The sequence below is a fragment of the Caballeronia sp. NK8 genome (assembly GCF_018408855.1).
GTDB lineage: Bacteria > Pseudomonadota > Gammaproteobacteria > Burkholderiales > Burkholderiaceae > Caballeronia.
In genome coordinates this window covers 622,243-644,284 of the sequence record NZ_AP024327.1, presented here as the reverse complement: position 1 = coordinate 644,284, position 22,042 = coordinate 622,243, and the positions used below count along the sequence as shown (strand labels likewise).

The 22,042-nt window shown below is 62.7% G+C and carries 17 protein-coding genes; 4 read left to right on the top strand and 13 right to left on the bottom strand.

All coding sequences use genetic code 11. The features are described 5' to 3' along the window. The first annotated feature begins 26 nt into the window (after positions 1 to 26). Positions 27 to 1,964 carry an acyltransferase family protein gene (locus NK8_RS40620; protein WP_213234266.1) on the top strand — a complete coding sequence of 646 codons (1,938 nt, stop codon included), beginning with the start codon at positions 27 to 29 and terminating at the stop codon, positions 1,962 to 1,964. Positions 1,965 to 2,708: 744 nt separating this feature from the next. Here the strand turns inward: NK8_RS40620 and murJ are convergent. Both murJ and NK8_RS40610 read right to left on the bottom strand, forming a co-directional pair. Beyond that, positions 2,709 to 4,082, bottom strand: a complete 1,374-nt coding sequence (gene murJ / locus NK8_RS40615; RefSeq protein WP_213234265.1) for a murein biosynthesis integral membrane protein MurJ — start codon at positions 4,080 to 4,082, stop codon at positions 2,709 to 2,711. A gap of 208 nt (positions 4,083 to 4,290) precedes the next feature. Then, the gene (locus NK8_RS40610) at positions 4,291 to 4,854 is read right to left on the bottom strand and encodes a serine O-acetyltransferase (RefSeq protein WP_162069390.1); all 564 of its coding nucleotides are present in this window, start codon (positions 4,852 to 4,854) and stop codon (positions 4,291 to 4,293) included. A gap of 1,114 nt (positions 4,855 to 5,968) precedes the next feature. On the opposite strand from NK8_RS40610, the gene NK8_RS40605 reads away from it, so the two are divergent. After that, positions 5,969 to 7,183, top strand: coding sequence for a hypothetical protein (locus tag NK8_RS40605; RefSeq protein ID WP_162069389.1), 1,215 nt, complete (start codon positions 5,969 to 5,971; stop codon positions 7,181 to 7,183). Positions 7,184 to 7,252: 69 nt separating this feature from the next. Here the strand turns inward: NK8_RS40605 and NK8_RS40600 are convergent, their stop codons facing one another. From NK8_RS40600 to NK8_RS40590, 3 genes are all read right to left on the bottom strand, one after another. Continuing rightward, positions 7,253 to 8,464: a GDSL-type esterase/lipase family protein gene (locus NK8_RS40600; protein ID WP_225936659.1), complete on the bottom strand. Its 1,212-nt coding sequence runs from the start codon at positions 8,462 to 8,464 to the stop codon at positions 7,253 to 7,255. A gap of 322 nt (positions 8,465 to 8,786) precedes the next feature. Continuing rightward, positions 8,787 to 11,120 carry a penicillin-binding protein 1A gene (locus NK8_RS40595; protein WP_225936685.1) on the bottom strand — a complete coding sequence of 778 codons (2,334 nt, stop codon included), beginning with the start codon at positions 11,118 to 11,120 and terminating at the stop codon, positions 8,787 to 8,789. A gap of 119 nt (positions 11,121 to 11,239) precedes the next feature. After that, positions 11,240 to 11,767 carry an Lrp/AsnC family transcriptional regulator gene (locus NK8_RS40590; RefSeq protein ID WP_213234263.1) on the bottom strand — a complete coding sequence of 176 codons (528 nt, stop codon included), beginning with the start codon at positions 11,765 to 11,767 and terminating at the stop codon, positions 11,240 to 11,242. A gap of 153 nt (positions 11,768 to 11,920) precedes the next feature. Between NK8_RS40590 and NK8_RS40585 the strand changes: the two genes are divergently transcribed. Further along, positions 11,921 to 12,937, top strand: a complete 1,017-nt coding sequence (locus NK8_RS40585; protein WP_213234262.1) for a 1-aminocyclopropane-1-carboxylate deaminase — start codon at positions 11,921 to 11,923, stop codon at positions 12,935 to 12,937. Here the strand turns inward: NK8_RS40585 and NK8_RS40580 are convergent. The 4 genes from NK8_RS40580 to NK8_RS40565 form a co-directional block, all read right to left on the bottom strand. Further along, positions 12,916 to 13,815, bottom strand: a complete 900-nt coding sequence (locus tag NK8_RS40580) for a nucleotidyl transferase AbiEii/AbiGii toxin family protein (RefSeq protein WP_225936658.1) — start codon at positions 13,813 to 13,815, stop codon at positions 12,916 to 12,918. The genes NK8_RS40585 and NK8_RS40580 overlap by 22 nt on opposite strands. Then, positions 13,793 to 14,818, bottom strand: a complete 1,026-nt coding sequence (locus NK8_RS40575; RefSeq protein WP_213234260.1) for a type IV toxin-antitoxin system AbiEi family antitoxin — start codon at positions 14,816 to 14,818, stop codon at positions 13,793 to 13,795. The genes NK8_RS40580 and NK8_RS40575 overlap by 23 nt, the downstream gene beginning before the upstream one ends. A gap of 78 nt (positions 14,819 to 14,896) precedes the next feature. Beyond that, positions 14,897 to 15,217, bottom strand: a complete 321-nt coding sequence (locus tag NK8_RS40570; protein ID WP_061178916.1) for a pyrimidine/purine nucleoside phosphorylase — start codon at positions 15,215 to 15,217, stop codon at positions 14,897 to 14,899. 101 nt (positions 15,218 to 15,318) lie between these two features. Further along, positions 15,319 to 16,173 carry a class II aldolase/adducin family protein gene (locus NK8_RS40565; RefSeq protein WP_213234259.1) on the bottom strand — a complete coding sequence of 285 codons (855 nt, stop codon included), beginning with the start codon at positions 16,171 to 16,173 and terminating at the stop codon, positions 15,319 to 15,321. Positions 16,174 to 16,951: 778 nt separating this feature from the next. Between NK8_RS40565 and NK8_RS40560 the strand changes: the two genes are divergently transcribed. After that, positions 16,952 to 17,683 carry a Crp/Fnr family transcriptional regulator gene (locus tag NK8_RS40560; protein WP_061178914.1) on the top strand — a complete coding sequence of 244 codons (732 nt, stop codon included), beginning with the start codon at positions 16,952 to 16,954 and terminating at the stop codon, positions 17,681 to 17,683. Positions 17,684 to 17,689: 6 nt separating this feature from the next. Here NK8_RS40560 and NK8_RS40555 read toward each other — a convergent pair whose 3' ends face one another. From NK8_RS40555 to NK8_RS40540, 4 genes are read right to left on the bottom strand one after another with little or no spacing between them, the layout of a single operon-like run. Next, positions 17,690 to 18,517, bottom strand: a complete 828-nt coding sequence (locus tag NK8_RS40555; RefSeq protein WP_213234258.1) for an ABC transporter permease — start codon at positions 18,515 to 18,517, stop codon at positions 17,690 to 17,692. Between the two features lie 13 nt (positions 18,518 to 18,530). Next, a complete protein-coding gene (locus NK8_RS40550) occupies positions 18,531 to 19,784 on the bottom strand; it encodes an ABC transporter permease (RefSeq protein WP_213234257.1) in 1,254 nt (417 codons plus the stop codon). 25 nt (positions 19,785 to 19,809) lie between these two features. Then, positions 19,810 to 20,856 carry an ABC transporter substrate-binding protein gene (locus tag NK8_RS40545; RefSeq protein WP_213234256.1) on the bottom strand — a complete coding sequence of 349 codons (1,047 nt, stop codon included), beginning with the start codon at positions 20,854 to 20,856 and terminating at the stop codon, positions 19,810 to 19,812. Between the two features lies 1 nt (position 20,857). Beyond that, positions 20,858 to 22,039 carry an ABC transporter ATP-binding protein gene (locus tag NK8_RS40540; RefSeq protein ID WP_213234255.1) on the bottom strand — a complete coding sequence of 394 codons (1,182 nt, stop codon included), beginning with the start codon at positions 22,037 to 22,039 and terminating at the stop codon, positions 20,858 to 20,860. Between the last annotated feature and the right edge of the window lie 3 nt (positions 22,040 to 22,042).

Below are 22,042 nucleotides of genomic sequence, written 5' to 3'. Positions count from 1 at the left end.
CGTACAAGAAGAATGAGGGAAGCGCCATGAACTTTCGTAACGACATAAACGGCTTGCGCGCGTTTGCGGTACTCGCGGTCGTCCTGTTCCATTTCGACGTGCCCGGCTTCAAGGGCGGCTTTCTCGGCGTCGACGTCTTCTTCGTCATTTCAGGCTACCTGATGACGGACATCATCTTCAGGCGCATCGATAAGGGCAAGTTTTCCGTATGGGGCTTCTATGCCGATCGTGCCAGACGCATCATTCCGGCGTTGGCGTGTCTATGCTTCGTACTCCTCGTGTTCGGATGGATCGTGCTGTTGCCATCCGAGTTCCGCGCGTTCGGCAAGGCGGCGTCGTCGAGCCTCGGGTTCTTCTCCAATATCGTCTACTGGCGTGAAGCGGGTTACTTCGATGTCCGCTCGCATCTGAAGTGGCTTCTGCACACGTGGTCGCTGTCCGTCGAATGGCAGTTCTATCTGCTGTATCCGCTCGGCATTCTGCTCGTGCGCAAGCTGTTCGGACAGCGTGGGACGGTGATCGCGCTGATCGGCGTCGCGCTTGCGTCGTTCGCCTTGTGCGCCTATCTCTCCGATCCCACGAAATGGCCGACGGCCGCGTTCTTCCTGCTGCCGACGCGCGCGTGGGAGATGCTCGCGGGCGGCCTCGTCTGCCTGTTCCCGATCCAGGCCGGCAGGCCCACTCGCCGCGCGATGGAGTTCGTCGGGCTCGCGATGCTCCTGTACGGCACGCTCACCTTCAACGAGAACGATGCGTGGCCGGGTTTCCTCGCGCTCGTGCCGGTGCTGGGCACGGCGCTCGTCATCCTCGCGGCGCGCAGGAATTCGTTCCTCACGGGCAACCGGGTCGCGCAGTTCATCGGCAGGATTTCGTATTCGGTCTATCTGTGGCACTGGCCGTTCGTCGTTGCGCTCACGTACTTCGAGAAGGACGGCTCGCTTGCGTGGCGCACGGGCGCCATCGCGGGCGGATTCGTGATGGGCTATCTGTCGTATGCGCTGGTCGAATCGAAGACGAGAAAGCCCACGGCGGGCGACGAAGCACGCGCCTTCCCGAGGTTTTTCACGTTGCGTCCGGTGCTCGTTTTCACCGTGCTGCTCGCGATAGGCGGCGGCAGCATCTACGCGAGCCAGGGCGTGCCGGCTCGTTTCGACCGCTCGGTGTTCATCGCCGATAGCGAGACCTACGACACGAATCCGCACACGACGAAGTGCCACATGATGATCGATCCGTGCGATGTCGCGGGCCGGCAGAAGGTGAGCCGAGTGGTGGTCATCGGCGACAGTCACGCGGAGGCGATCGCCGAAGCCGTGGTCGCTGCGGTGCCCAGCGGCAAGGCGAACGATGTTCTGCTGATCACGATCGAAGGGTGCCCGACGATCTACGGCATCCGCCGCGGCAACGGCGACTGCTTCGATCAGGACCGGAAGTACATCGATATCCTGAGCCGGGACCAGACCGCGAAGTCGCCGGTGATCATCGCGAATCACTGGTCGCAATACTGGTCGGGGCCGACCATGGATGACTTCTCGTTCGTCAATCCCGAGCGGCCCGGGCAGATGCCTACGCCGTTCTCGACGGCGCAGTATCGCGAGCACTTTCTCTCGACGGTTTGTCGGATCGCGCAGATTCGCCCGGTGTATCTGGTCGAGCCGATTCCCGAGTTCGACTTCAATGTGCCGCTGACGCTTGCGCGCGAGAAGATGAAGGATCCGAGGGCGCCGGATTTGTCGATCACGCTGTCGGACTATGTCGAGCGTAACGGCGCGTTGTTGCAGGCGATGAGGCAGGCGCACGATCAATGCGGTATCCATCTGCTCGATCCGCGGCCTTATCTGTGTCCGGATGGCAAGTGCATGGGTTCGCATGATGGTCGGCCGCTTTATTCGGACTACCATCATATGAGCGAGTATGGCAATCGCTTCCTCGTGCCGATGTTCAAGCGCGTGTTTGAGCAGGGCTGAGCTGAATGCGGGCTTTCGTCGCCGGATCCCGTTAGGGTGTTGGTCTATTGGCGCTGCCCCTGTGCGGGGCGGCAGTCACTTTCTTTGCTGCTGCAAAGAAAGTAACCAAAGAAAGCAGCTCGAGCCGCCCGCGGTCACACGCAATTTGGGTGTTCTTCTCCTTCCTCGTGACCTCAGTAGCGAGTGCCCTCAAAGGTCTAATCGGGCTTGGACCGCGCACGGTCTGACAAGCTAGTCGTTTGAGCGCGCTGGTTCAGCACGAAATAGCTTCGGCACAGCGCTACGCGCTGCCGTTGGGTATGCAAGGGAAACCGACGAGCCGTTAGCAAAGATGCATCCGCAGACCCGATTGACCGTTCGGCCGCGAAGCGGGCTGGAGCCATTTTGTGCTGAACCAGCCACGCACTGGGCGCGATGTGACAGACCGTGCGCGGTCCACGCCCGATTGGGCCTGTGAGGGCACTCGCTACCGAGCCCACGATCAACGAGAAGAACACCCAAATTGCGTGTGACCGCGGGCGGCTCGAGCTGCTTTCTTTGGTTACTTTCTTTGCAGCAGCAAAGAAAGTGACTGCCGCCCCGCACAGGGGCAACGCCAATACACCGACACGAAAACGGGATCCGGCGAAAACCCCGAAGCGAGTCAGGCGTCGTCACCAATCAACTTTGCATTCCATAACAAAAAAGCCTGCTCCAGAAGGACCACACGATTCCGCGCGTCCAACGGAACAGGCAGCAATCGCTTCACTCAGAAGCAGCCACATCCTTACCCACAAACGGCGGCGCAAACCGCGTCCAGACGATATAACAAATGAGCACAGCAATCGCACCGATGCCCGTAGCGAGCAACACACCCTGCGCACCAAAGATGCGAACCAGAACGATATTGCCGATGATCTTGGTCCCAAAGCCGATGAGCGAAATAACCGAAATCGCCCGATAGCGCGTCTCGCTAGCAAACAGCTGCACCAGCACACACATGCCGAAGTAAAACGGCACCTGCAGCAACCCAAAGCGGAACAGCGTGGTCACAGCAAGCGTGTCCTCGGCCGTGAACGCACCCTTCTGAAACAGCAGCTTGACCACGTAAGGCGCGAGCGCATACGCGATGCAGCCGCCAGCGAGGCCGAGCGCCGTCATGATCCCCGACCATTTCAGCGCAGTGCTGCGCGCCCGCGCGTGATCGCCGCGATGCAGAATCTCCGCAAGAATCGGCAGGGTCGCGCGCGTGATCGCAAGCGCGCCCATGCTGAGTACGAGCGAGAGCAGCCGGTTCGCGTAGCCAAGCGTCGCAATCGCGCCGTCGCCCTGCTGCGCCATGAAGTATTGATCGACGGGAATCCACAGACTCGCGACGACCGAGCCGATCGTAAGCGTGCCCATCGAGCGGATCGCGGCCGGCCACTGCTTCGCGCGCATCGAGACGCGCGGCAGCGCGGGCATCGAATCGGCGCGTTTGGCGAGCACGCGCAGCCACGCGGCCTGAACCACGAAGCCGAGCGACGTGCCCACGACGAGCGGAAAAATCGACGTGTTGTTGCGCGCGGCAAGCACGAAGACGAGCAGGCCGATCGCCGGCACGCATTCCAGCAAGGTGTTGATGTGCTTGCCCGACGCCTGCAACCGCGATGACGAGATGCAGATCGAGAATGTCAGCACGCCCACGGGCAGCATGCTGATGATCATTTCCCGGCACATGTCGCGCGTCGATTCGGCGAGACTGCCGGCGATGACCTCGGCCAGATACGGCCAGACCGACCAGAGCAGAAGACACGACGCGAGGCCGATGACGAGCCCGACGCCTTCCAGTTCGCCGAGAAAGCCGTTGCGCTGCGACTTGTCTTCCTTGAGCGAGACGAGCGCGGGGACCAGCAGCACGCTCAGCACGTTCGTGACCATCGTCGGCAGCCAGGTGACGAGCGTGAGCGCGAACTGATAGGCGTCGACGGTCCCGCTGATCCCGTAGCGATACGCGATCGCCATTTCCTTCGACGCGCCTATGCACTTCCCGGCGATCACGAATATCAGCAGGACGACCGCGCTTCTGGCGATTCGCTTGTGATCCTGATGCACTCCGCCGAGGCGTCGTCTTACCGATTGCACCGCTGCGCTCAGCACTGTAGTACCCCTCCTGCGTGGGAGCATGTCGTCGCGCGGCCCGACGCCAGGACGAATTCGTCATGCAATTGAAAATCGCGAAGGCTGGCCGCTCCTCTGCGCAAGTGAAGGAGCGTGCACCAGAATGTGCGGCGCGACTGTTCGTTACGGCACCCGGCGGCACCGATGCCGGCGCGCTCCGATCCGGAATGCGCTGGCACTGCGTCCGTCATGACGCGGTTCCGGTCCAGGGACGCAGGATGTAGCGCGCCGCGCGGTCGAGCGTCTCATCGTCCGACAGAATGCGCGCGGGGCAACCGGCCACCGTCACGTTCGGCGGAATGCTTCGCGTCACGACGCTGCCCGCGCCGATCGTCACGTTGTCGCCGATGGTGACATCCTCGACGATGCAGACGTTCGGCCCGATATACACGTTGTCGCCGATCGTCGCCGCCTTGCCGTGGTTCGACCCGATCGTCACGCCCTGCGAGATGTTGCAGTTGGCGCCGATGACGGTCGTCGGATTCACGGCGAGCGTGCCGATATGACTGATATAGAAGCCCGGCCCGATCTTGGTGCGCGGGCTGATCACGAACCCGTACCTGCGCTGCTTCAGCCGGATGATGTGGTTGAGCACGAGGCGCACGGGCCGGCTCGATGCCGCGCCCGCCAGCCGTAGCCAGAACATGTAGTTGAACCCCTCGTTCAACATCAGTTGCTCCATGAGGATCATGAAGCTGTACTCACCCGTGTAGCGATAGAGATCGCTTTTGATCAGATCGAAGGTTTTCATTGCCGCGCGTCTTGTTGGTTTGCATTCGACTTTTCTATGACTCGGCCAGACGAGCCCGCGCTTCGTCCCGAAGCACAGCGAAGCGGCGCCAACCCTAAGACTATTACCTGGAGCTGACGCATTCGGTGCGTAATGGAACATATGACCGGTTCCGGTCCGCATTTGTCTGCGGATTATCTAAATATTTTGATCAGATTATTAGAAGCGGGGAGGAACGCCCGTCGCATAAGGCGTTCAAGCTTACCGAAAGGTCAGAAGGTATAAACCCTATAGGGGTATCCCCTGTAGGGTTTTTACTTCATCGATTAAAAAAAATTTTGCGGTGGCGCTTACAAAATTGATTTGGTCTGGCGAAATGCATCAAAAAAACCAGTGTCGCCTTTTAAAGGTGCATGCACGGCCGTGCAAAATCCGGAAGAGGTTGGAACCGTAATAGGAATTAGATGCGTTAAAGCCGGAGCGAAAAGCGAAACAATCGGTTCGTTTGTGCCGTTCCTACATACGAAAGCCATGCCGCTCAAGCCTTTGCGGGGCGGAGGGTGGCGATCCGTCACGATATCGAGGCCTGAACGTTCGTATTGCAATTCACGATTCGTCATAAGAATGATTAATCGTCGTATCGAATGTGGAATCGCGGGGCATTCGTAAAACCATATTAACAATAACAAAGCCGTAGATTAAATTCACTCCCGGATGATTAAAACGGAAAATGCGCCGCATTAAAGCGCGCACAAGGCAAAATAAAAAGTTACAAGCGTACATTCTGTAACAAGTAGCGGGTAGAAACGCCCCGTAACAATCTGTAGTATTAATAAAAGACGGTAATTACTTCCGTCAGACTTCAGCGCTCTGGTGAGTCCGTTTGCGGGCAAATCGGGTGCGGGAGTGGATGAGTTTTCCGGTGTGCCGGTTTCCCATTCCCGAAGTCGTCTGTATTTCGCCGAGATGCCTTTCGGAGTCGCCGCGTGCGGCTGTCGAGCGCTGGGCGGCGCAATCGTTTGCGTCTGCTCAATATGCGTTGGTCATCTCTTTGCCCATCAAGAAACGTCGCGTGCGGCCGATGTCGCAGGAACGGGTTCGCCCGTCGATAACGCACGACCCAATGGAAAGAACAATGCTTCCGAACAACACTCAGGCAGACACCCAGGCAGACAACCTCGTCGTCGACAACCGTATTGCAACCCGTCGCAAGCTGCTGACGTCGCTCTTCGCGGGCGGCGGCGCGCTCGTCCTCGCCGCTTGCGGCGGCGGCGGCGACGGTGCAACGCCTGATTCCGTTGCCGATCGCTGGAGACGGCGCAACAACGGCGCGTCGTCGTCGGATCCCGCGAGCTCCGCGACGCCGGCTTCGTCGGCCAGCACCACGACGTCCGCCAGCGCGCCTGCTGCGGCCAGCTCGACGTCCGCCGCCGCTGACAACACCGCGGGCACCATCGCCGCTTCGTCGTTCGGCGTGAAGGCCGACGGCAAGACCAACGACCGCGCCGCGCTGCAGGCCGCCATCGACGGCTCTGTTGGCCAGATCCTGCTGATCTCGGGCCAGGTCCGTATCGACACGACGGGTCTCACGCTGCGCACGAACAGCCACATCCGTTTCGCGTCGGGCGCTTCCATCAAGCTGCTCGCGCACAACGCCGACATCTACCAGATGATGCGTATCGTCGACGTGAGCAACGTCATCGTCGAAAACGCATACCTCGACGGCAGCAAGGAACTGAACTCGGCGTCGGGCGGCGAGCACGGCATGGGCTTCACGATCATGGGCGCGACGAACGTGCACCTGATCGCGCCGACCACGATCAACACCTGGGGCGACGGCATCTACATCAACGATAGCCAGACCAAGAAAAACACCCCGACGTACAAGCTCGTGGTCGACAACCACAAGGCCGACGGCTGCCGCCGTCAGGGCGTGTCGATCATCTCGGGCGACACGATCACGTTCAACAGCCCGGTGTGGCAGAACATCAACGGCACGGCGCCGGCGTGCGGTCTCGACTTCGAACCGAACGACAACTCGGCCGTGTTCAAGACCATCACGATCAACAGCCCGACGACCGCGAACTGCAAGGGCGGCGGCATCAACGTGTGGTTCGGCTCGCTGCCGGGTCCGATCAGCAAGACGGTCACCATCGCGATCAACAACCACGTCGACACGACCAGCCCGGGTGGTTCGTTCGCGGTTCAGGGTCTGTCGCTCGACGGCTATATCGTGAACGGCCAGATCAGCAGCACGAATCCGAAGTGGAAGTACCCGCTGATCGTCGAGCAGTGGGACAACAGCGGTCCGCGCATCAACGTGACCAACCCGACGATCGTCAAGTCGTAATCGGCGACGCAAGAAAAAACGCCATGCGGGAAGTATTTCCGCATGGCGTTTTTTTGCGTGGCGCGGCGCTTACTTGAACCAGTCCAGATTCACCGAATTGGCGATGGCCTGCAGCCCCGCCTGATTCGGATGCAGGTGGTCGCCGCTGTCGTAAGTGGCGAGTATCGCGGCCGGGTTGGCGGGATCGCCGATCGCCGCGGCCTGATTGAGCACGGCGTCGCATCCGCTCTCGGGCGTCGCGACGAACGCGTTGACCGCCTGGCGCGTCGCCTCGATGTCCGCCGTCCACGACGACACGCCCTGAAACGGCGTGAGCGTCGAGCACATCACCTTGACGCCCGCGGCGTGCGCGCGCTGGGTGAGGTCGGTGTACGCGGCGTTCAGACGCGCCGCCGTGGGCGGCGAGCCGCCGATCAGGTTGTTGACCGCGTCGTCGGAGATGATGACCCACTTCACGTTCCACTGGTCGAGCACGTCGCGCTGGAAGCGTGACAGGCCGGCCTCGCCCGAATCGTTCGTGAAGAAGTCGTTGCCCGAGATGCCCTTGTTCAGCACACCGACCGTCATGCCCGCCTGTTGCAGACGCTTCGCCAGCAGGTTGGGCCAGCGGCCGTTCACGTTCGGCGCCGATGCGAGGCCGTCAGTGATGGACGCGCCGAACGCGACCACCGCGCCCGTCGCACTGGCGTTCTGCACGACGACGTCGGTGAGGAAGTAATACGACTGCGCGCCGAGCGCGTTGGCGACGCCGCCCGTGAACTCCGTGTCGAGGCTGACGTCGCCGGCGGCGATATAGACGTCCTGCAGGCCTTCGGCGTGGCCGGTCGTCTCCATCGGCGTCTGTTGCGGCAGATAGACGCTGACGGCGATGTCCGAGAACGCCGGCACCTGAAACGCGATCGGATCGCTCATCTCGATGTGGCCCGGATCGATGGTGACGAACGTCTGCCCGTTGAAGGTGACGGGCCGGTCGCTGCCGGGCACGGTGCGCTGGCCGCTCGCGCGCAGCGCGATGTGCACGTCGCCGATCACGAGCGGCTCGGAGCCGTACAGGTTCGAAATCTGCACGCCGGCGGCGGTGCCGCCGATGCTCGTGTGCACGATTTGCCGGATCGTCTGATTATTGAAGCCGTGGTCGCCTGTGCTCATCGGCCCGGTGGACCATGTGCCGGTCCATGGCAGGGTGGAGCTGATGGTTTGTGCAAATCCGGGCGACGACAGGGGCAGTATCAGCGCGGCGGCCACGACCGCGCGTTCGATGCGAGGGAATCGCGTATTCACTTCGTTCTCCGATACCAGCCGGGTATCTAACGGGCGTCACGCATCAGGTCGCGTACGTCCTTGGGTGGGGAAGCTCGGAAGGACGAGTGTTCGTCCGTTTGACAGGCGTCTGTGGCCACAGCGCGCCAGTGTGTGCAGCGAAATCTTTGTAAGCCCGTTTCGCCTAAGGTGAATCGAAGCACCCTTTTGGCGCTCGATATGTGCGCTTGCGCGCATTCGATCGGCAAGCCGGGAATAGGATGATCGTGCGCGGCCTCTTTTGATGCAACTAACTGTCTATTTAGGGAGCGTCCGTACGTACACACGGACGCGATGATCGCGGTTACTGCGCAGCAGAACCCGGTTCGGCAACGGCTGACGGCGGTGGTGCCACTTCGCTCGCGCCGTCGGCTGGCGCTGGCAGGATCGGCGGCATCGTCGTGAAAACCGGCGGGGCGGGCGGCGCTTCGGTCACTTCGGCCTGCGGCTCCGAAGGCGCGCGTTTGGCGCGCGCCGGAGGCTGTGCCGCCGTCTGCGCGGTTTTCGGCTTGCCCGGCTTCGGCGCGCTCGAGAACGTCTCGTCGAACCACGTGCGTGCGCGCGTGATCATCGCCTGCCATACGCCCGGCGTTTCCTGAGTATCGAAGCGCGCGCGGGCGTCGATCAGATGCGAACGCAGCGAGCGCTGCATGAAGTCGCCGACGATCGGCAGCGCACTGTGCGCGCCTTGTCCCCAGTAATCGCTGCGCAGCGTCACGCGGCTGTCGTTGAAGCCGACCCACGCGCCCGCGACGAGTTGCGGATGCATCAGGATGAACCAGCCGTCCGCGTTGTCCTGCGTCGTGCCGGTCTTGCCCGCCACGTCCGCACGGATGCCGAAGCGCGTGCGGATCGCCGTGCCCGTGCCGCGATTGATCACGTCGCGCATCACGTCGACGAGCTTGCGGGTCGCATCGACGGACAACGCGCGCTCGGGCGCGCTCTCGAACTGCGCGAGCACCTCGCCGTCCCTGTTCTCGATGCGCGTGACAAGCAGCGGCTCTATATAACTACCGTCATTCGCCATGGTGCCGTACGACGACACCATCTCCTTGAGCGTCACCGGACTCGTGCCGAGCGCGAGCGACGGCACCACGTCGAGATGGCTTTCGCGCACGCCCATGTCGCGTGCGAGCCGCGCGACGCGCGCGGGCCCGACCTGTTCCATCACCTGCGCGGTGATGCGGTTTTTCGAATACGCGATGCCGTCGCGCAGACTCACGGGGCGGCCCGAGGGCGGCGCGTCGTCGGTCGGGCGCCAGGTTTCGGCGCCGCGCACCGGAATTTCGACGGCCTGATCGACGAACGTGTCGGCCGGCTTCGCGCCGCGATCGAACGCCGCGCCGTAGACGAAAGGCTTGAACGTCGAACCAGGCTGGCGACGCGCCTGCGCGACGTGATCGAACGGATCCTGCGTGAAATCGCGGCTGCCGACCCACGCCTTGATCTGGCCATTGCGCGGATCGAGCGCGACGAACGCCGCCTGCACGCGCGTCTTGTTCTCGCACAGCGCCTGCATGAATGCGCGGTCCGAGCCGAACTTCCTGATGGCGTCGGCATCGCTCGCGCCGCCGTCGCGCGCCGCGCGATAGTCGCTCGTCTCGCGGATGAACGCGTGCGCGAGATCCGCGTTGGTGCTCGCGCAGCCACCGCGGCCGCTCCACGCCGCATTCGCGATCGACTGCAACTGATTGCCCTGCCACGCGAGCGCGTTCGTCGCCATGGTCTGCAGACGCGAGTCGATGGTCGTGCGTACGACGAGGCCATCGGAATAGATGTTGTAATCGTTGTCGTCGGCCCAGCCGATCAGCCACTTGCGCAATTGCTGCGCGAAGTGCGGCGCGCGGCCGGGTTCTTCCGTCTGCCGCTCGAAGTCGATGCGCAGCGGGCGCTTTTTGAGCGCATCGAGCTTCGCGGCCTGCAGATGGCCGTACTTCACCATCTGCCCGAGCACGATGTTGCGCCGGTCGAGCGCGCGCTCGGGGTTGATCACCGGGTTGTAATAGCTGTTGCCCTTCAACATGCCGATGAGCGTCGCGCTTTCGAGCACGTCGAGCTGGCCCGCGGATTTGTCGAAGTAGGTGCGCGCGGCCATCTCGATGCCGTATGCGTTGTAGAGAAACGGCACCGTGTTCAGATAGGTTTCGAGGATCTCGTCCTTCGAATAGACCGCTTCGATCTTGAACGCGGTGATCGCTTCCTTCAGCTTGCGCGTGAGAGTCTGCGAGCGGCCGATTTCCTCGGGATACAGATTGCGCGCGAGCTGCTGCGTGAGCGTCGAGCCGCCTTGCCGGTCGCCCGAAAACGTGCGCAGCGCCGCGCCCGCCGTGCGCCTGAAATCGATCCCGTGATGCTGATAGAAGCGCCGGTCTTCCGTCGAGATGAGCGCGTCGATCACCTGCGGCGAGACTTGCTTCAGGCTCACCCATTCACGATGCGTCGGCTTGAACTCGGCGAGCAGCTTGCCGTCGGCGGAATAGATCTGCGCGGGCTGGTCGACCTTGGCACGGCGGATATCGCGGATGCCGGGCGTAAACGGAATCAGCACCAGCACGTAAAGCAGAAAGAGCGCGGGCAGGAGCAGCAGCGAGCGGGGCCGCAGATGCGGGCGCAGCCGCGGCGCGAGGCGAGCCAGAATCGCCTTGGTCAGGGCTTTGAAATCAGACGCGGTCACAACGAAGCGGGATGTCCAGACATGGAAAACCCTGAATCGTAGCGTAATTTTTCAGCAAGTCTTTCGCAAATGTGTGTTCGAGGCTACGCCGGCCGCGCGCCGGCGGATTCGCCGATCGGGAATGCCGTCGTCGAGAGCACCTCGCGCAGCACGACGAAGGTACGGATCTGCCGCACGCCGGGCAGATACAGCAGCTTCTCGGCGTGCAGACGGTTGAAGCTCTCGCTGTCGCGCGTGCGGATCAGCATGAAGAAGTCGAATTCGCCCGTCACGACATGGCATTCCATGCAGCCGGGCACCTTTTGCGCGGCCTTTTCGAATGCGTCGAAGGAATCGGGCGTCGAGCGGTCGAGGATCACGCCGATCAGCACGAGCATGCCGGCATCGAGCGCTTTCGGATTGAGCAAGGCGACCGTCGCGCGGATCAGCCCCGCTTCGCGCAGCCGCTCGACGCGCCGCAGACACGCGGGCGGGCTCAGATTGACCTTCTCGGCGAGCGCGACGTTCGAGATGGATGCATCGCGCTGAAGCTGACGCAGGATTGCGCGATCGACGCGATCGGTCTGGACGTCCGCGTGGCGCGCGTTCTGGACGGATGCGGTTTTTTTCATTGCTTTAGCAGGTCACAAAGGGAAATAAAAGTCGGCCCGAACGCTTTGGCATGTGAAAACGTTAGGTCGAACGGATTATTTTTGCAACCCGACCCAACGCCGAAATCTTTACGATGGGGTCCATGCAGTCCCACCCTCACGAGGATGCCGATCATGAACCTGCAACGTTTTCCCCGTTATCCACTCACCTTCGGACCGACGCCCATCCAGCCGCTCAAGCGCCTCTCCGCGCATCTCGGCGGCAAAGTCGAGCTCTACGCGAAACGCGAGGACTGCAACAGCGGCCTCGCGTTCGGCGGCAACAAGACGCGCAAGCTCGAATATCTGATTCCCGAAGCGATCGCCGAAGGCTGCGACACGCTCGTGTCGATCGGCGGCGTGCAGTCGAACCAGACGCGCCAGGTCGCGGCGGTTGCGGCGCATCTCGGCATGAAGTGCGTGCTCGTGCAGGAAAACTGGGTCAATTACTCCGATGCCGTCTATGACCGCGTCGGCAATATCCAGATGTCGCGGATGATGGGCGCGGACGTGCGCCTCGTCGCCGATGGCTTCGATATCGGCATTCGCAAAAGCTGGCAGGACGCGATGGACAGCGTGCGCGCGGCAGGCGGCAAGCCGTTTCCGGTGCCGGCGGGTTGCTCGGAGCATCCGCTGGGCGGGCTTGGTTTCGTCGGCTTCGCGGAGGAAGTGCGCGCGCAGGAAGCGGAACTGGGCTTCAAGTTCGACTACGTCGTGGTGTGCTCGGTGACGGGCAGCACGCAGGCGGGCATGGTCGTCGGCTTCGCGGCGGATGGGCGCGCGCGCCGCGTGATCGGCATCGATGCATCGGCGAAACCGCAGCAGACGCACGATCAGATTTTGCGCATCGCGAAGCACACGGCGGAACTCGTCGATCTCGGCCAGGACATCACGCGCGAAGACGTGATTCTCGACACGCGCTTCGGCGGCCCCGAATACGGCCTGCCGAACGAAGGCACGCTGGAGGCGATTCGTCTGTGCGCGCGACTCGAAGGCGTGCTGACCGATCCCGTCTACGAAGGCAAGTCGATGGACGGCATGATTCAGATGGTGCGCAACGGCGAATTCCCGGAAGGCTCGAAAGTGCTGTACGCGCATCTCGGCGGCGTGCCCGCGCTCAACGCGTACAGCTATCTGTTCCGCAACGGTTGAGGGGCCTGAAACGCGTCGCGGAATGCGTGGAACAGCGCCGCGACGCGTGCCGACGTCTCCGCTTCGAAGACCGGCAGGCGCGCGCCGAGCATGTGCGTGAGAATCGGCGGCGCGGGATCGTCCGGGCGCAGGATCGCGAGAATCTGCGCGCGGAGGTCGTCCTCGCGTGCGATCGACGCGGTGTCGCGGCCGAGCAGCGCGGCCCCGGCGATATCCGGATCGTATTCGTGCCGTTCGAGCAGATCGGCTGCGTCGGAGTAGATGCGGTCGCGATTGCCGGCCTGCTCGTAATGCGCCATCAGAAAGAGCAGGTCGATCGCGTCCTTGCGATCGACTGTGTGCCGGTCCTGCCACGCGAGGATTTTCAGCATCGCCTGCGCGGGCAGCGACGCGACCGGCACCACGAGATCCTGCTCGACGCGCACGGGAATCGCCGCATCGAGCGCCTGCCGGAAGCCTGCGACGTTCATGTGCACGGAGCCATCGGGCGGCCACGCGATTTCGCCGCGCGCGTCCTCCACGCCGCCGAACGGCACGATATCGAGCCACGTGCGATCACCCGTGGCGGGCGCGCTGTAATTCAGCCGATGCGCCGAGCCCTTCGGCGCCGTGAAATTGCCCGCTGCGAGCAACGCGCGGCGCAGCGCCTCGTGGCCCGTCCAGCCTTGAATCGAAATGCCGATGTCGACATCGGCGGTCGCGCGGGTCGCCGGAATGTCGTGGACGTGCGTGAGCAAGATGTCGCGCGCGCTCGCGCCGCCGACGAACCACGCGATGCGCGTCGCGTCGGACGCGGCGACGACTTCGCGCAGCATCGCGCAGATGGCGCCACCGAGCGGCCGGTGGGGCAGGCGTTCAAGCGGCAAGATAGCGTTCACGCAGCATCCTGGCGGTTTCGAGATTGCGCGGGTCGCCGCTCGCAACGAGATCGGCGTACACGAGCAGCGGCGCGACGACATTCGGCGGCAGTCCGTCGATGGGCGCGAGCGTGACGGGCGCGCGCAGGAACTCGACGTTTCCGGCCGGATCGGGCCGCAGCCGCGCCTCCATGATCCACTCGCGCGGCGCGGCATCGGCGCAATAGGCGGTGACCGTCGCCGGCTTCAGATATTGCGTGAGTATCGCCGCGGCGGGCTCGCCGCCGAACTGGCATTGTCCGGGCAGATCGGGCGCATTGCGCCACCAGTCGTTCGACTCCGCGCGATACCGCCCGATGACGAGCGATTCGCGCAATTGCCGCGGATACAGCGTGACCCATTCGTCGATCAGGCGTTCTCTATCGGCGAATTGCAGGCCTCGGCCATCGGGCCGCTCGAAGATGTCGCGATGATCGACGAGCGCGTGCACGGCGTTCTGCGCCGTACCATGGCTGACGCCCGCGATTTTCGCGATGTCGCGAAAACTGCGCTCCAAAAGCGAAGGCGTGACGAGCAGCGCGAGCGTGACGCGCAGTGTCGATCGGGTCCAGGTTCTGGAGCGCGGCGCTTTGGCTTGCGCCACGCGCGGACGGCCCGAGACGATCACGATGCTGTCGCCTTCGATGAGGCGCGCATTGCCGGCGAGATCGAGCGCATCGACGTCGAGTTCGCGGCAGGCGCGGATCATGTCCGGCGAGAGATAGGTGGTGACGAGCGTGGGTTTCGTGCCGCTGTCGCGCCTGACGGCCGCGCTGAATGCGGACAACACGCCGATGCGGTCGATGTTTTCCCGCACTTGTACTGAGCGTTTGAAGCGCGCGCCACCGATGCGGAATTCGATGGCGGCGTTGCTATTGCGGCGCTTCGGCGTCGCCACGCGGTGCGCGGCGAGGCCGGTCGACTCGCTGAAGGCGGCGGCCGCGGCTTCGGCCAGTTGCTCGCTGAGGTGATCCGCTGTCGACATCGCTGGTCCGAGTGTCCAATTTCATGCAGTGTACACGAAACGTGGACAGCGATAAAAATTGGACAGAGCGCGGACCGGTCAGAGATAACTGCAAACGTAGTCGAGCGTTTCGATCACGTCGATATCGAAGCGGCTCTTGCCTGGCACCGAGAACGATTCTCCCGCGCCGTACGTCTTCCATTCGTCGCTGCCGTCGAGACGGATGCGGCACTGGCCGGCTTGCACTTCCATGAGTTCGGGCGCGTCGGTGCCGAAGTTGAGCGTGCCGGGCAGGATCACGCCGAGGGTTTTTTTCGTGCCGTCGGCGAAGAGAACGGTGTGCGACACGCATTTGCCGTCGAAATAGACGTTGGCGCGTTTGATGACGGAAACCTGGTCGAATTGCGTTGCGGCGGTCATGAAGGTCGTCCTTTGGTGTCGGAAGGAGGGTGGTCCGCCATCATACAAAAAAGGGCGAGGCGGTTTCCACCGCGTCGCCCCGTGTCAACCAAAGCGCAAGCTCAATCGAACATATCCGGCTGCGCCGCGACCAGATCATTCCAGATCGTCTGGAAGTGCAGCCAGCCGATGTACTCGCTACCCACATGCTCGCGGCTGTAGCGCGCGCGATCCTCCGGCACGAGCTTCGGCGTGATACCCGTCGCTTCGATCATCAGCTGTTGCTGGCAGCAGCGCTCGAGCGCGATGAACCAGAACGCCGCCGAATCGATGCTGTGCCGGCTCGCGGTGAGCAGGCCGTGATTCTGGTGGATCGCGGCCTTCACGCCCTTAAATCCGTTCGCAACCTTGTTGCCGCCCTTCACTTCGACGGCGACCTTGCCCGCTTCATCGCCGATCACGACGTGGTCCTCGAAGAACGCGCAGGCGTCCTGCGACATCGGGATGAGCGGCTTGCCGAGCGCCGCGAACGCGGTGCCGTAGACGGTATGCGCGTGACACATCGCGACGATGTCCTGATGCTGCTCATGCACGGCGGCATGCAGCACGAAGCCCGCGCGATTGACCGCGTAGTTTCCTTCCACCACGTTGCCTTGATGATCGGCGCAGATCAGATTCGAGACTTTGACCTGCGCGAAGTGAACGGCCATCGGATTGGTCCAGTACAGCGACGGATGTTCCGGATCGCGCACGGTGAGATGGCCCGCGAAACCGTAATCGAAGCCGTGCTGCGCGAAAGCCCGGCACGCGGCGACGAGCCGTTCCTTCAGATACTTGCGATGCTCCGCGTGACTGGAAAACGTCGGCAGCTCGGGAAAGATCAGGCCTTGCTGCTCCGGTTGATAGATCGACACGCGCCCCTTGAGGTCGATGGTCTGTTCGGCGGTCTTTGCGGGTGTCTCCATGACGTCGCTCATGTTCTCGCTCCATGCGGATCAAAGTGGGTATGCATCCATGGTGCCGCTAGCGATGGCTGAGTACAAACGAAGGTTGTTCAACGATACATGAATGATGTTCATGCATGCCGCGCGACGCCTTGCGCGCGCTCGCAAAAACAGCTCAGGTATAGGCGATGCAACATTTTTCTTCGCGCGGCGAAACCAGACCCGGTCACGCGCGCAACGCCTGCCACTTTGTGACGAATCCCGCTCAGGCCCGCTGCATAAGGCTCCACGCTTTATCGACGCCCAGCCTTCAGATAAAGCCGCGCAAGCCGTTAACCACCTTTGCAACATTTTTAGAACACGGAGCATTTCCACTCCGACAAGGCTTTCAGCCGCGCGCACAGGCTGATTCGGGCAAACGCCGCAGTGCCGCATTCCTTTGCTGACGGGACATTCGACAGAGGAAAACGTTTGGCGCAGGCCGGCGACAAACGTCGTTCCGTATGAAGGTCGTTTTTCACGATTGAATCAATTTTCTTCGTACATGACCGCACGTTGCCGCGCGTTGTGCGCGGAACCGCGCAAACCCCTACTGGTATAAGGATTGGCGTGCGCTGGCACACCTCTCGCTAATGTATGACCAGGCACGAAGCTCACCGCGATCCTTCAACAACAGATAAGAGCGGCGAATTCGTGCTACGGGGCTGGTCGCAACAGGGTTCGATGTACACCATCAGATGCGTGCACGAATCCTGTTGCGAACCAGAAGAAATCAAAAGCGCGAAGCGCACTCGCACGAGACTAAAAGAACATGTTGACTCTTCAATCAGACCTTCACGGCAATCATCTGTTGGGCGCACTTCCGGCGCAAGAATGGCAAGCGCTCGCGCCTCATCTCGAACTCGTCCAGTTGCGCACGGAGCAGTTGCTGTGCGATTCGGGACAACGCATCCATCACGTCTATTTCCCGACCACGGCAATCATCTCTCTGTTGCATACGATGGAAGACGGCGGCTCCGTCGAAGTCGCGGCAGTAGGACGCGAAGGCATGTCGGGCGTGCCGGTGCTGACGGGCGGCGACACCATGCCCACGCGTGTACAGGTTCAATGCGCGGGCTTCGCGTATCGCATGAGCGCCGGCGCGTTGCGCGAACACTTCGGCCGCTCGGACTTCCTGCGCCGCGTGATGCTGCTGTACATGCAAGCCCTCCTCACGCAAGTCGCGCAGACGGCGGCCTGCAATCGTCATCACTCGCTGTCGAAGCAACTGTGCCGCTGGCTGCTGATTCAAACGGATCGCACGCCGTCGGATCAACTGCGCGTGACGCAGCAAATGATCGCGGACATGCTCGGCGTGCGTCGCGAAGGCGTGACCGAAGCAGCGGGCAAGCTGCATGACGCGGGGCTGATCCATCACAGCCGCGGCTGCATCAAGATCCTGGACCGGGCTGGCCTGGAAGAACGCGCGTGCGAATGCTACGGCATCGTCAAGCGTGAATTCGACCGCATGCTGCCGCGCCGCCAGATCGAAGCGATGGTGTGAGCATGATCAGACGAGGGCGCGGCTGGCGGCAGCCGCCCGCCCACGCAGCCAGTTGATGCTGGCGAAGAGCAGCACGGCGAATACGATGAGCATCGTTGCGACCGCGAGAATCGACGGATCGATCGAATCGCGGATGCCGCTCCACATCTGACGCGGCACGGTGCGCTGATCCGGGCCGCCGATGAACAGGATCACGATCACTTCATCGAACGATGTCGCGAACGCGAACACGCTGCCTGTGGCGACCGCGGGCGTGATGAGCGGCAAGGTCACGCGGCGAAACGCCGTCCACGGCTTCGCGCCGAGACCGGACGCCGCGCGCAGCAGGCTCTGATCGAACGACAACAATGAAGCCGTCACGGTGATCACGACGAACGGCGTGCCGAGCGCCGCGTGCGCGAGAATTACGCCCGGATACGAGTTCACGAGCCCGAGCGGCGCGAAGATCAGATAGAAGCCGGCCGCGACGACGACGATCGGCACGATCATCGGCGAGATGATGATCGGCATGATCACCGAGCGCAGTGGAAACTGCGTGCGCGAAAGGCCGAGCGCCGCGAGCGTGCCGAGACCCGTGGCGATCAAGGTCGACGCCGCGCCGATGCCGACGCTGTTCAACAGCGAGCGCTGCCAGTCCGCGCTCGTGAGCGCCTGCTCGTACCAGCGCAGTGAAAAGCCCTGCAACGGATACGAGAAATACGATCCCGAGTTGAACGAGAGCGGGATGATCGCGAGAATCGGCGCGACGAGAAAGAACAGCACGAGCGCGGTATGCACGCGCACCCAGCGCGACGCGATGCGCTCGGTCAGCACCCTGTTGCGTTGCTCTGCCATAGCGAAAGGCTCCTTAACCGAAGCGCAACCGGTCGATGCCGACGATGCGATTGAACAGGAAATAGAAGATCGCGGTGAAGATCACGAGATACGCCGATAGCGCGCCCGCGAGTCCCCAGTTGAGCTGCGTGTTCGTCTGCAACGCGATGAGCTGACTGATCATTTCATCGCCTGCGCCGCCGAGCAGCGCGGGCGTGATGTAGTAGCCGAGCGCGAGCACGAAGACGAGAAAGCATCCCGCGCCGACGCCCGGAAGCGTCTGCGGAATATAGACGCGCACGAACGCGGTGAACGGATGCGCGCCGAGCGATTGCGCCGCGCGCACATATACGGGCGATACGCCTTTCATCACCGAATAGATCGCGAGAATCATGTACGGCAGAAGCACATGCGTCATGCCGATCAACACACCCGTGCGATTGAAGATGAGCGGCACGGGATGTGTCGCGAGGCCGAGGCCTGCCAACAGACCGTTGATGACGCCGCCCGGCTGCAGCAGCACGTACCACGCGGTCGTGCGAACGAGCAGCGAGGTCCAGAACGGCACGATCACGAAGAGCATCAGGCGGTTGCTGCTCTGCGCCGGCAGGTTGGCGAGCAGCCACGCGACCGGATAGCCGAGCACGAGGCACAGGAGCGTGACGGATGCGCTGATCGATATCGTGCGCAAGAACGCCTGCCGATATACCGACGAGTTATCCGGCACGAACGCGACATTGCCTTGCGGCGTCACTTGCGCATCGACGGCGGCGAGCAGATAGTCGGGCGTGGGTGTCGCGGCGGCGCGTTTCAGAACACGCCAGGTTTCCGGCGAATTCCAGCGTTCGTCCATCTCGATCAACGCGGGCTTCCACGCGGCGGGCGTCTCGTCGCGCACGCTGCGCGCGGTACGCATCAAGAGGCTGCGGAATTCGGGCTGCGCGAAGTTGAGCCTGCGCGCGACGGTGCCGAGCTGTCCGCTCTGCTGCGCGTCCTTGAGTCCGGACGCGAGCAGCGCGAACATGCGTTCATCTGGCACGCCGCGCCCATCCCACGCATCGAGCGCGCGAGTCAGCGCGGGCATGCTGTCCGGCACTTCCTTGTTCTCGACACTGCGCGCGAGCAGCAGCGCGATCGGCGCGATGAACGTCGACAACAGAAACACGATCAGCGGCAATGCAAGCAACAACGCCTGCACCGATGCGCGGCGGCGCGCCCTTTGATACGAGGCGCGGCCATCGGCTCTCGTCGGAGAACCGGAGGCGGGCGCGTGGATCGATGCAGGCATGGGGTTCCTCTGGTCCGTGTAAGCGTTACTGCGTCAGCCACACCTGGAAGCGCTTGTTGATCTGGTCGGCGTTATCGGCCCAGAAATTCGCGTTGATCTGCACGGCGCGCTTGAAGTTGTCCGGCGCGGTCGGCATGTCGGCGAGACGCTGCTTGTCGACGAGTGCAACCGCGTCCTTGCGCGGCGGCGCATAGGCGATGTACTTCGACAGATCCGCCGACGCCTTCGGCTGCGCTTGCGACACGATGAACTTCGCGGCCGTGTCGGCGTGCTTCGCGCCCGTCGGAATGGCCCACCATTCGAAGTCGTAGACCTGCGCATCCCAGACCGCCTTGAACGGCTTGTTGTCCTTCTTCGCGGCATCGTCGATGCGGCCGTTGTAGGCCTGCACCATCACGACCGCGCCATCGGCGAGCAGTTGCGGCGCCTGCGCGCCCGACTCCCACCACACGATGTTCTTCTTGATCGTGTCGAGCTTCTTGAACGCGCGATCGACGCCGGCGGGCGTGCCGAGCACCTTGTACACATCCTTCGGATCGACGCCGTCGGCGATCAGCGCCCATTCCATCGACACCTTCGGCGACTTGCGCAAGCCGCGCTTGCCGGGGTATTTCTGCAAGTCGAAGAAGTCGTTGACGGTGGTCGGCGCGGTCTTCAGCTTGCTCGCGTCGTAGGCATAGACGGTGGACCAGACCATGCTCGCGACCGCGCAATCGCTGATCGAGCCGGGGATGAAATCGCTCGTCTTGCCGATCGACTTCTTGTCGAACTTCTGCAGCAGGCCTTCATCGCAGGCGGTGATCGCATCGTTGGTTTCGAGGTCGATCAGATCCCACGTCGTGTTCTTCGCCTGCTCCATCGCGGAGAGTTTGGCGAGGCCGCCATCGTACGATTCGGTCGAGAAATTCACGCCGGTGGCCTGCGTGAACGGCTCGAACCACGCCTTCTTCGCGGCGGCTTCATACGCGCCGCCGAAGGTCACGACGGAAAGTGTCTCCGCTGCCTGAGTCGAGATAGATGCAAAGGCAAGTGCTGCGAGTGCGGCGCATTGTGCTTTGAATTGAGGGCGCATGTCAGTTGGCTCCTGCGGGTGCGGTCGAGATGAGGGAAGGTGACGGCGGTGTGGAAGGGGCAATCGCGGGCGCGCTCTTTTGCGCCATCATCGCGAGAATCTTGCAGTCGTCGTGACGCCATGCAATGTCGATCGTGCTGCCCGCCGCGGGCAACGCATGACGCTGCGTATTGGGCACCTTCACGACGATGGAATCGCGCGCGCCGAGCTTCAGATGCACGCGATGATGATCGCCGCAATACACGAGTTCCTCGACACACGCACGCACGACATTGCTGTGCTCGTCGGGTTGCGCGCCTTCCGCGCCCGGAATATGCGCGCGCTCCGGGCGCAGCGCGAGCATCGCTTCGTCGCCGGCGCGCAGGCCGTGTTCGCAGCGTCCGCGAATGACGCTGCCGTCGGACAGTGCGAGCGTCGCCCATTCGTCGTTCACGCTGACGACGCGCCCGGTGAGCCCGTTGTTCTCGCCGACGAAGTTCGCGACGAACGCGTTCTGCGCGTTCTCGTAGAGTTCGCTCGGCGTGGCGGCCTGCTGGATGCGGCCATCGGAAAAGACGGCGACGCGGTCCGACATCGTCAGCGCTTCGGCCTGATCGTGCGTCACGTAGACGATCGTCAGCGAGAGCTCGCGATGCAGACGCATGATTTCGTATTGCATCGTTTCGCGCAGGCGCTTGTCGAGCGCGCCGAGCGGTTCGTCCATCAGCACGACGCTCGGCTCGAACACGAGGGCGCGCGCGAGCGCGACGCGCTGCTGCTGACCGCCCGAAAGCTGCGAAGGACGACGGTTCGCGAGATGCGGCAACTCGATCATCTCCAGCGCGCGCTTCACACGCGCCTTCTGCTCCGTGCGGCTCACGTGCCGCACCGAAAGCGGAAACGCGACGTTCTCCGCAATCGTCAGATGGGGAAACAGCGCGTAGTTCTGAAACACCATGCCGATATCGCGCTGATGCGGCGGCTTGTCGTCGAGACGTCTGCCGTCGAGGCGGATCTCGCCTTGCGTCGGCGTTTCGAAGCCCGCGAGCATCATGAGCGTGGTCGTCTTGCCTGAGCCCGACGGTCCGAGCAGCGACAGAAACTCCCCTTTGCGCACGTCGAGGTTCAGGTCTTCCACGACGTAATGCGCGCCGTCATACGATTTGCTCACGCCCGAGAAGGAGATGAAGGAAGGGTCTGACATCGT

Excerpts from the sequence above, each read along its gene's own strand:
- NK8_RS40555 (WP_213234258.1), bottom strand. The coding sequence starts at position 18,517 with ATGGCAGAGCAACGCAACAGGGTGCTGACCGAGCGCATCGCGTCGCGC.
- NK8_RS40550 (WP_213234257.1), bottom strand. The coding sequence starts at position 19,784 with ATGCCTGCATCGATCCACGCGCCCGCCTCCGGTTCTCCGACGAGAGCC.
- NK8_RS40560 (WP_061178914.1), top strand. The coding sequence starts at position 16,952 with ATGTTGACTCTTCAATCAGACCTTCACGGCAATCATCTGTTGGGCGCA.
- NK8_RS40575 (WP_213234260.1), bottom strand. The coding sequence starts at position 14,818 with ATGTCGACAGCGGATCACCTCAGCGAGCAACTGGCCGAAGCCGCGGCC.
- NK8_RS40610 (WP_162069390.1), bottom strand. The coding sequence starts at position 4,854 with ATGAAAACCTTCGATCTGATCAAAAGCGATCTCTATCGCTACACGGGT.
- NK8_RS40585 (WP_213234262.1), top strand. The coding sequence starts at position 11,921 with ATGAACCTGCAACGTTTTCCCCGTTATCCACTCACCTTCGGACCGACG.
- NK8_RS40605 (WP_162069389.1), top strand. The coding sequence starts at position 5,969 with ATGCTTCCGAACAACACTCAGGCAGACACCCAGGCAGACAACCTCGTC.
- NK8_RS40570 (WP_061178916.1), bottom strand. The coding sequence starts at position 15,217 with ATGACCGCCGCAACGCAATTCGACCAGGTTTCCGTCATCAAACGCGCC.
- NK8_RS40590 (WP_213234263.1), bottom strand. The coding sequence starts at position 11,767 with ATGAAAAAAACCGCATCCGTCCAGAACGCGCGCCACGCGGACGTCCAG.
- NK8_RS40545 (WP_213234256.1), bottom strand. The coding sequence starts at position 20,856 with ATGCGCCCTCAATTCAAAGCACAATGCGCCGCACTCGCAGCACTTGCC.
- NK8_RS40540 (WP_213234255.1), bottom strand. The coding sequence starts at position 22,039 with ATGTCAGACCCTTCCTTCATCTCCTTCTCGGGCGTGAGCAAATCGTAT.
- NK8_RS40620 (WP_213234266.1), top strand. The coding sequence starts at position 27 with ATGAACTTTCGTAACGACATAAACGGCTTGCGCGCGTTTGCGGTACTC.
- NK8_RS40565 (WP_213234259.1), bottom strand. The coding sequence starts at position 16,173 with ATGAGCGACGTCATGGAGACACCCGCAAAGACCGCCGAACAGACCATC.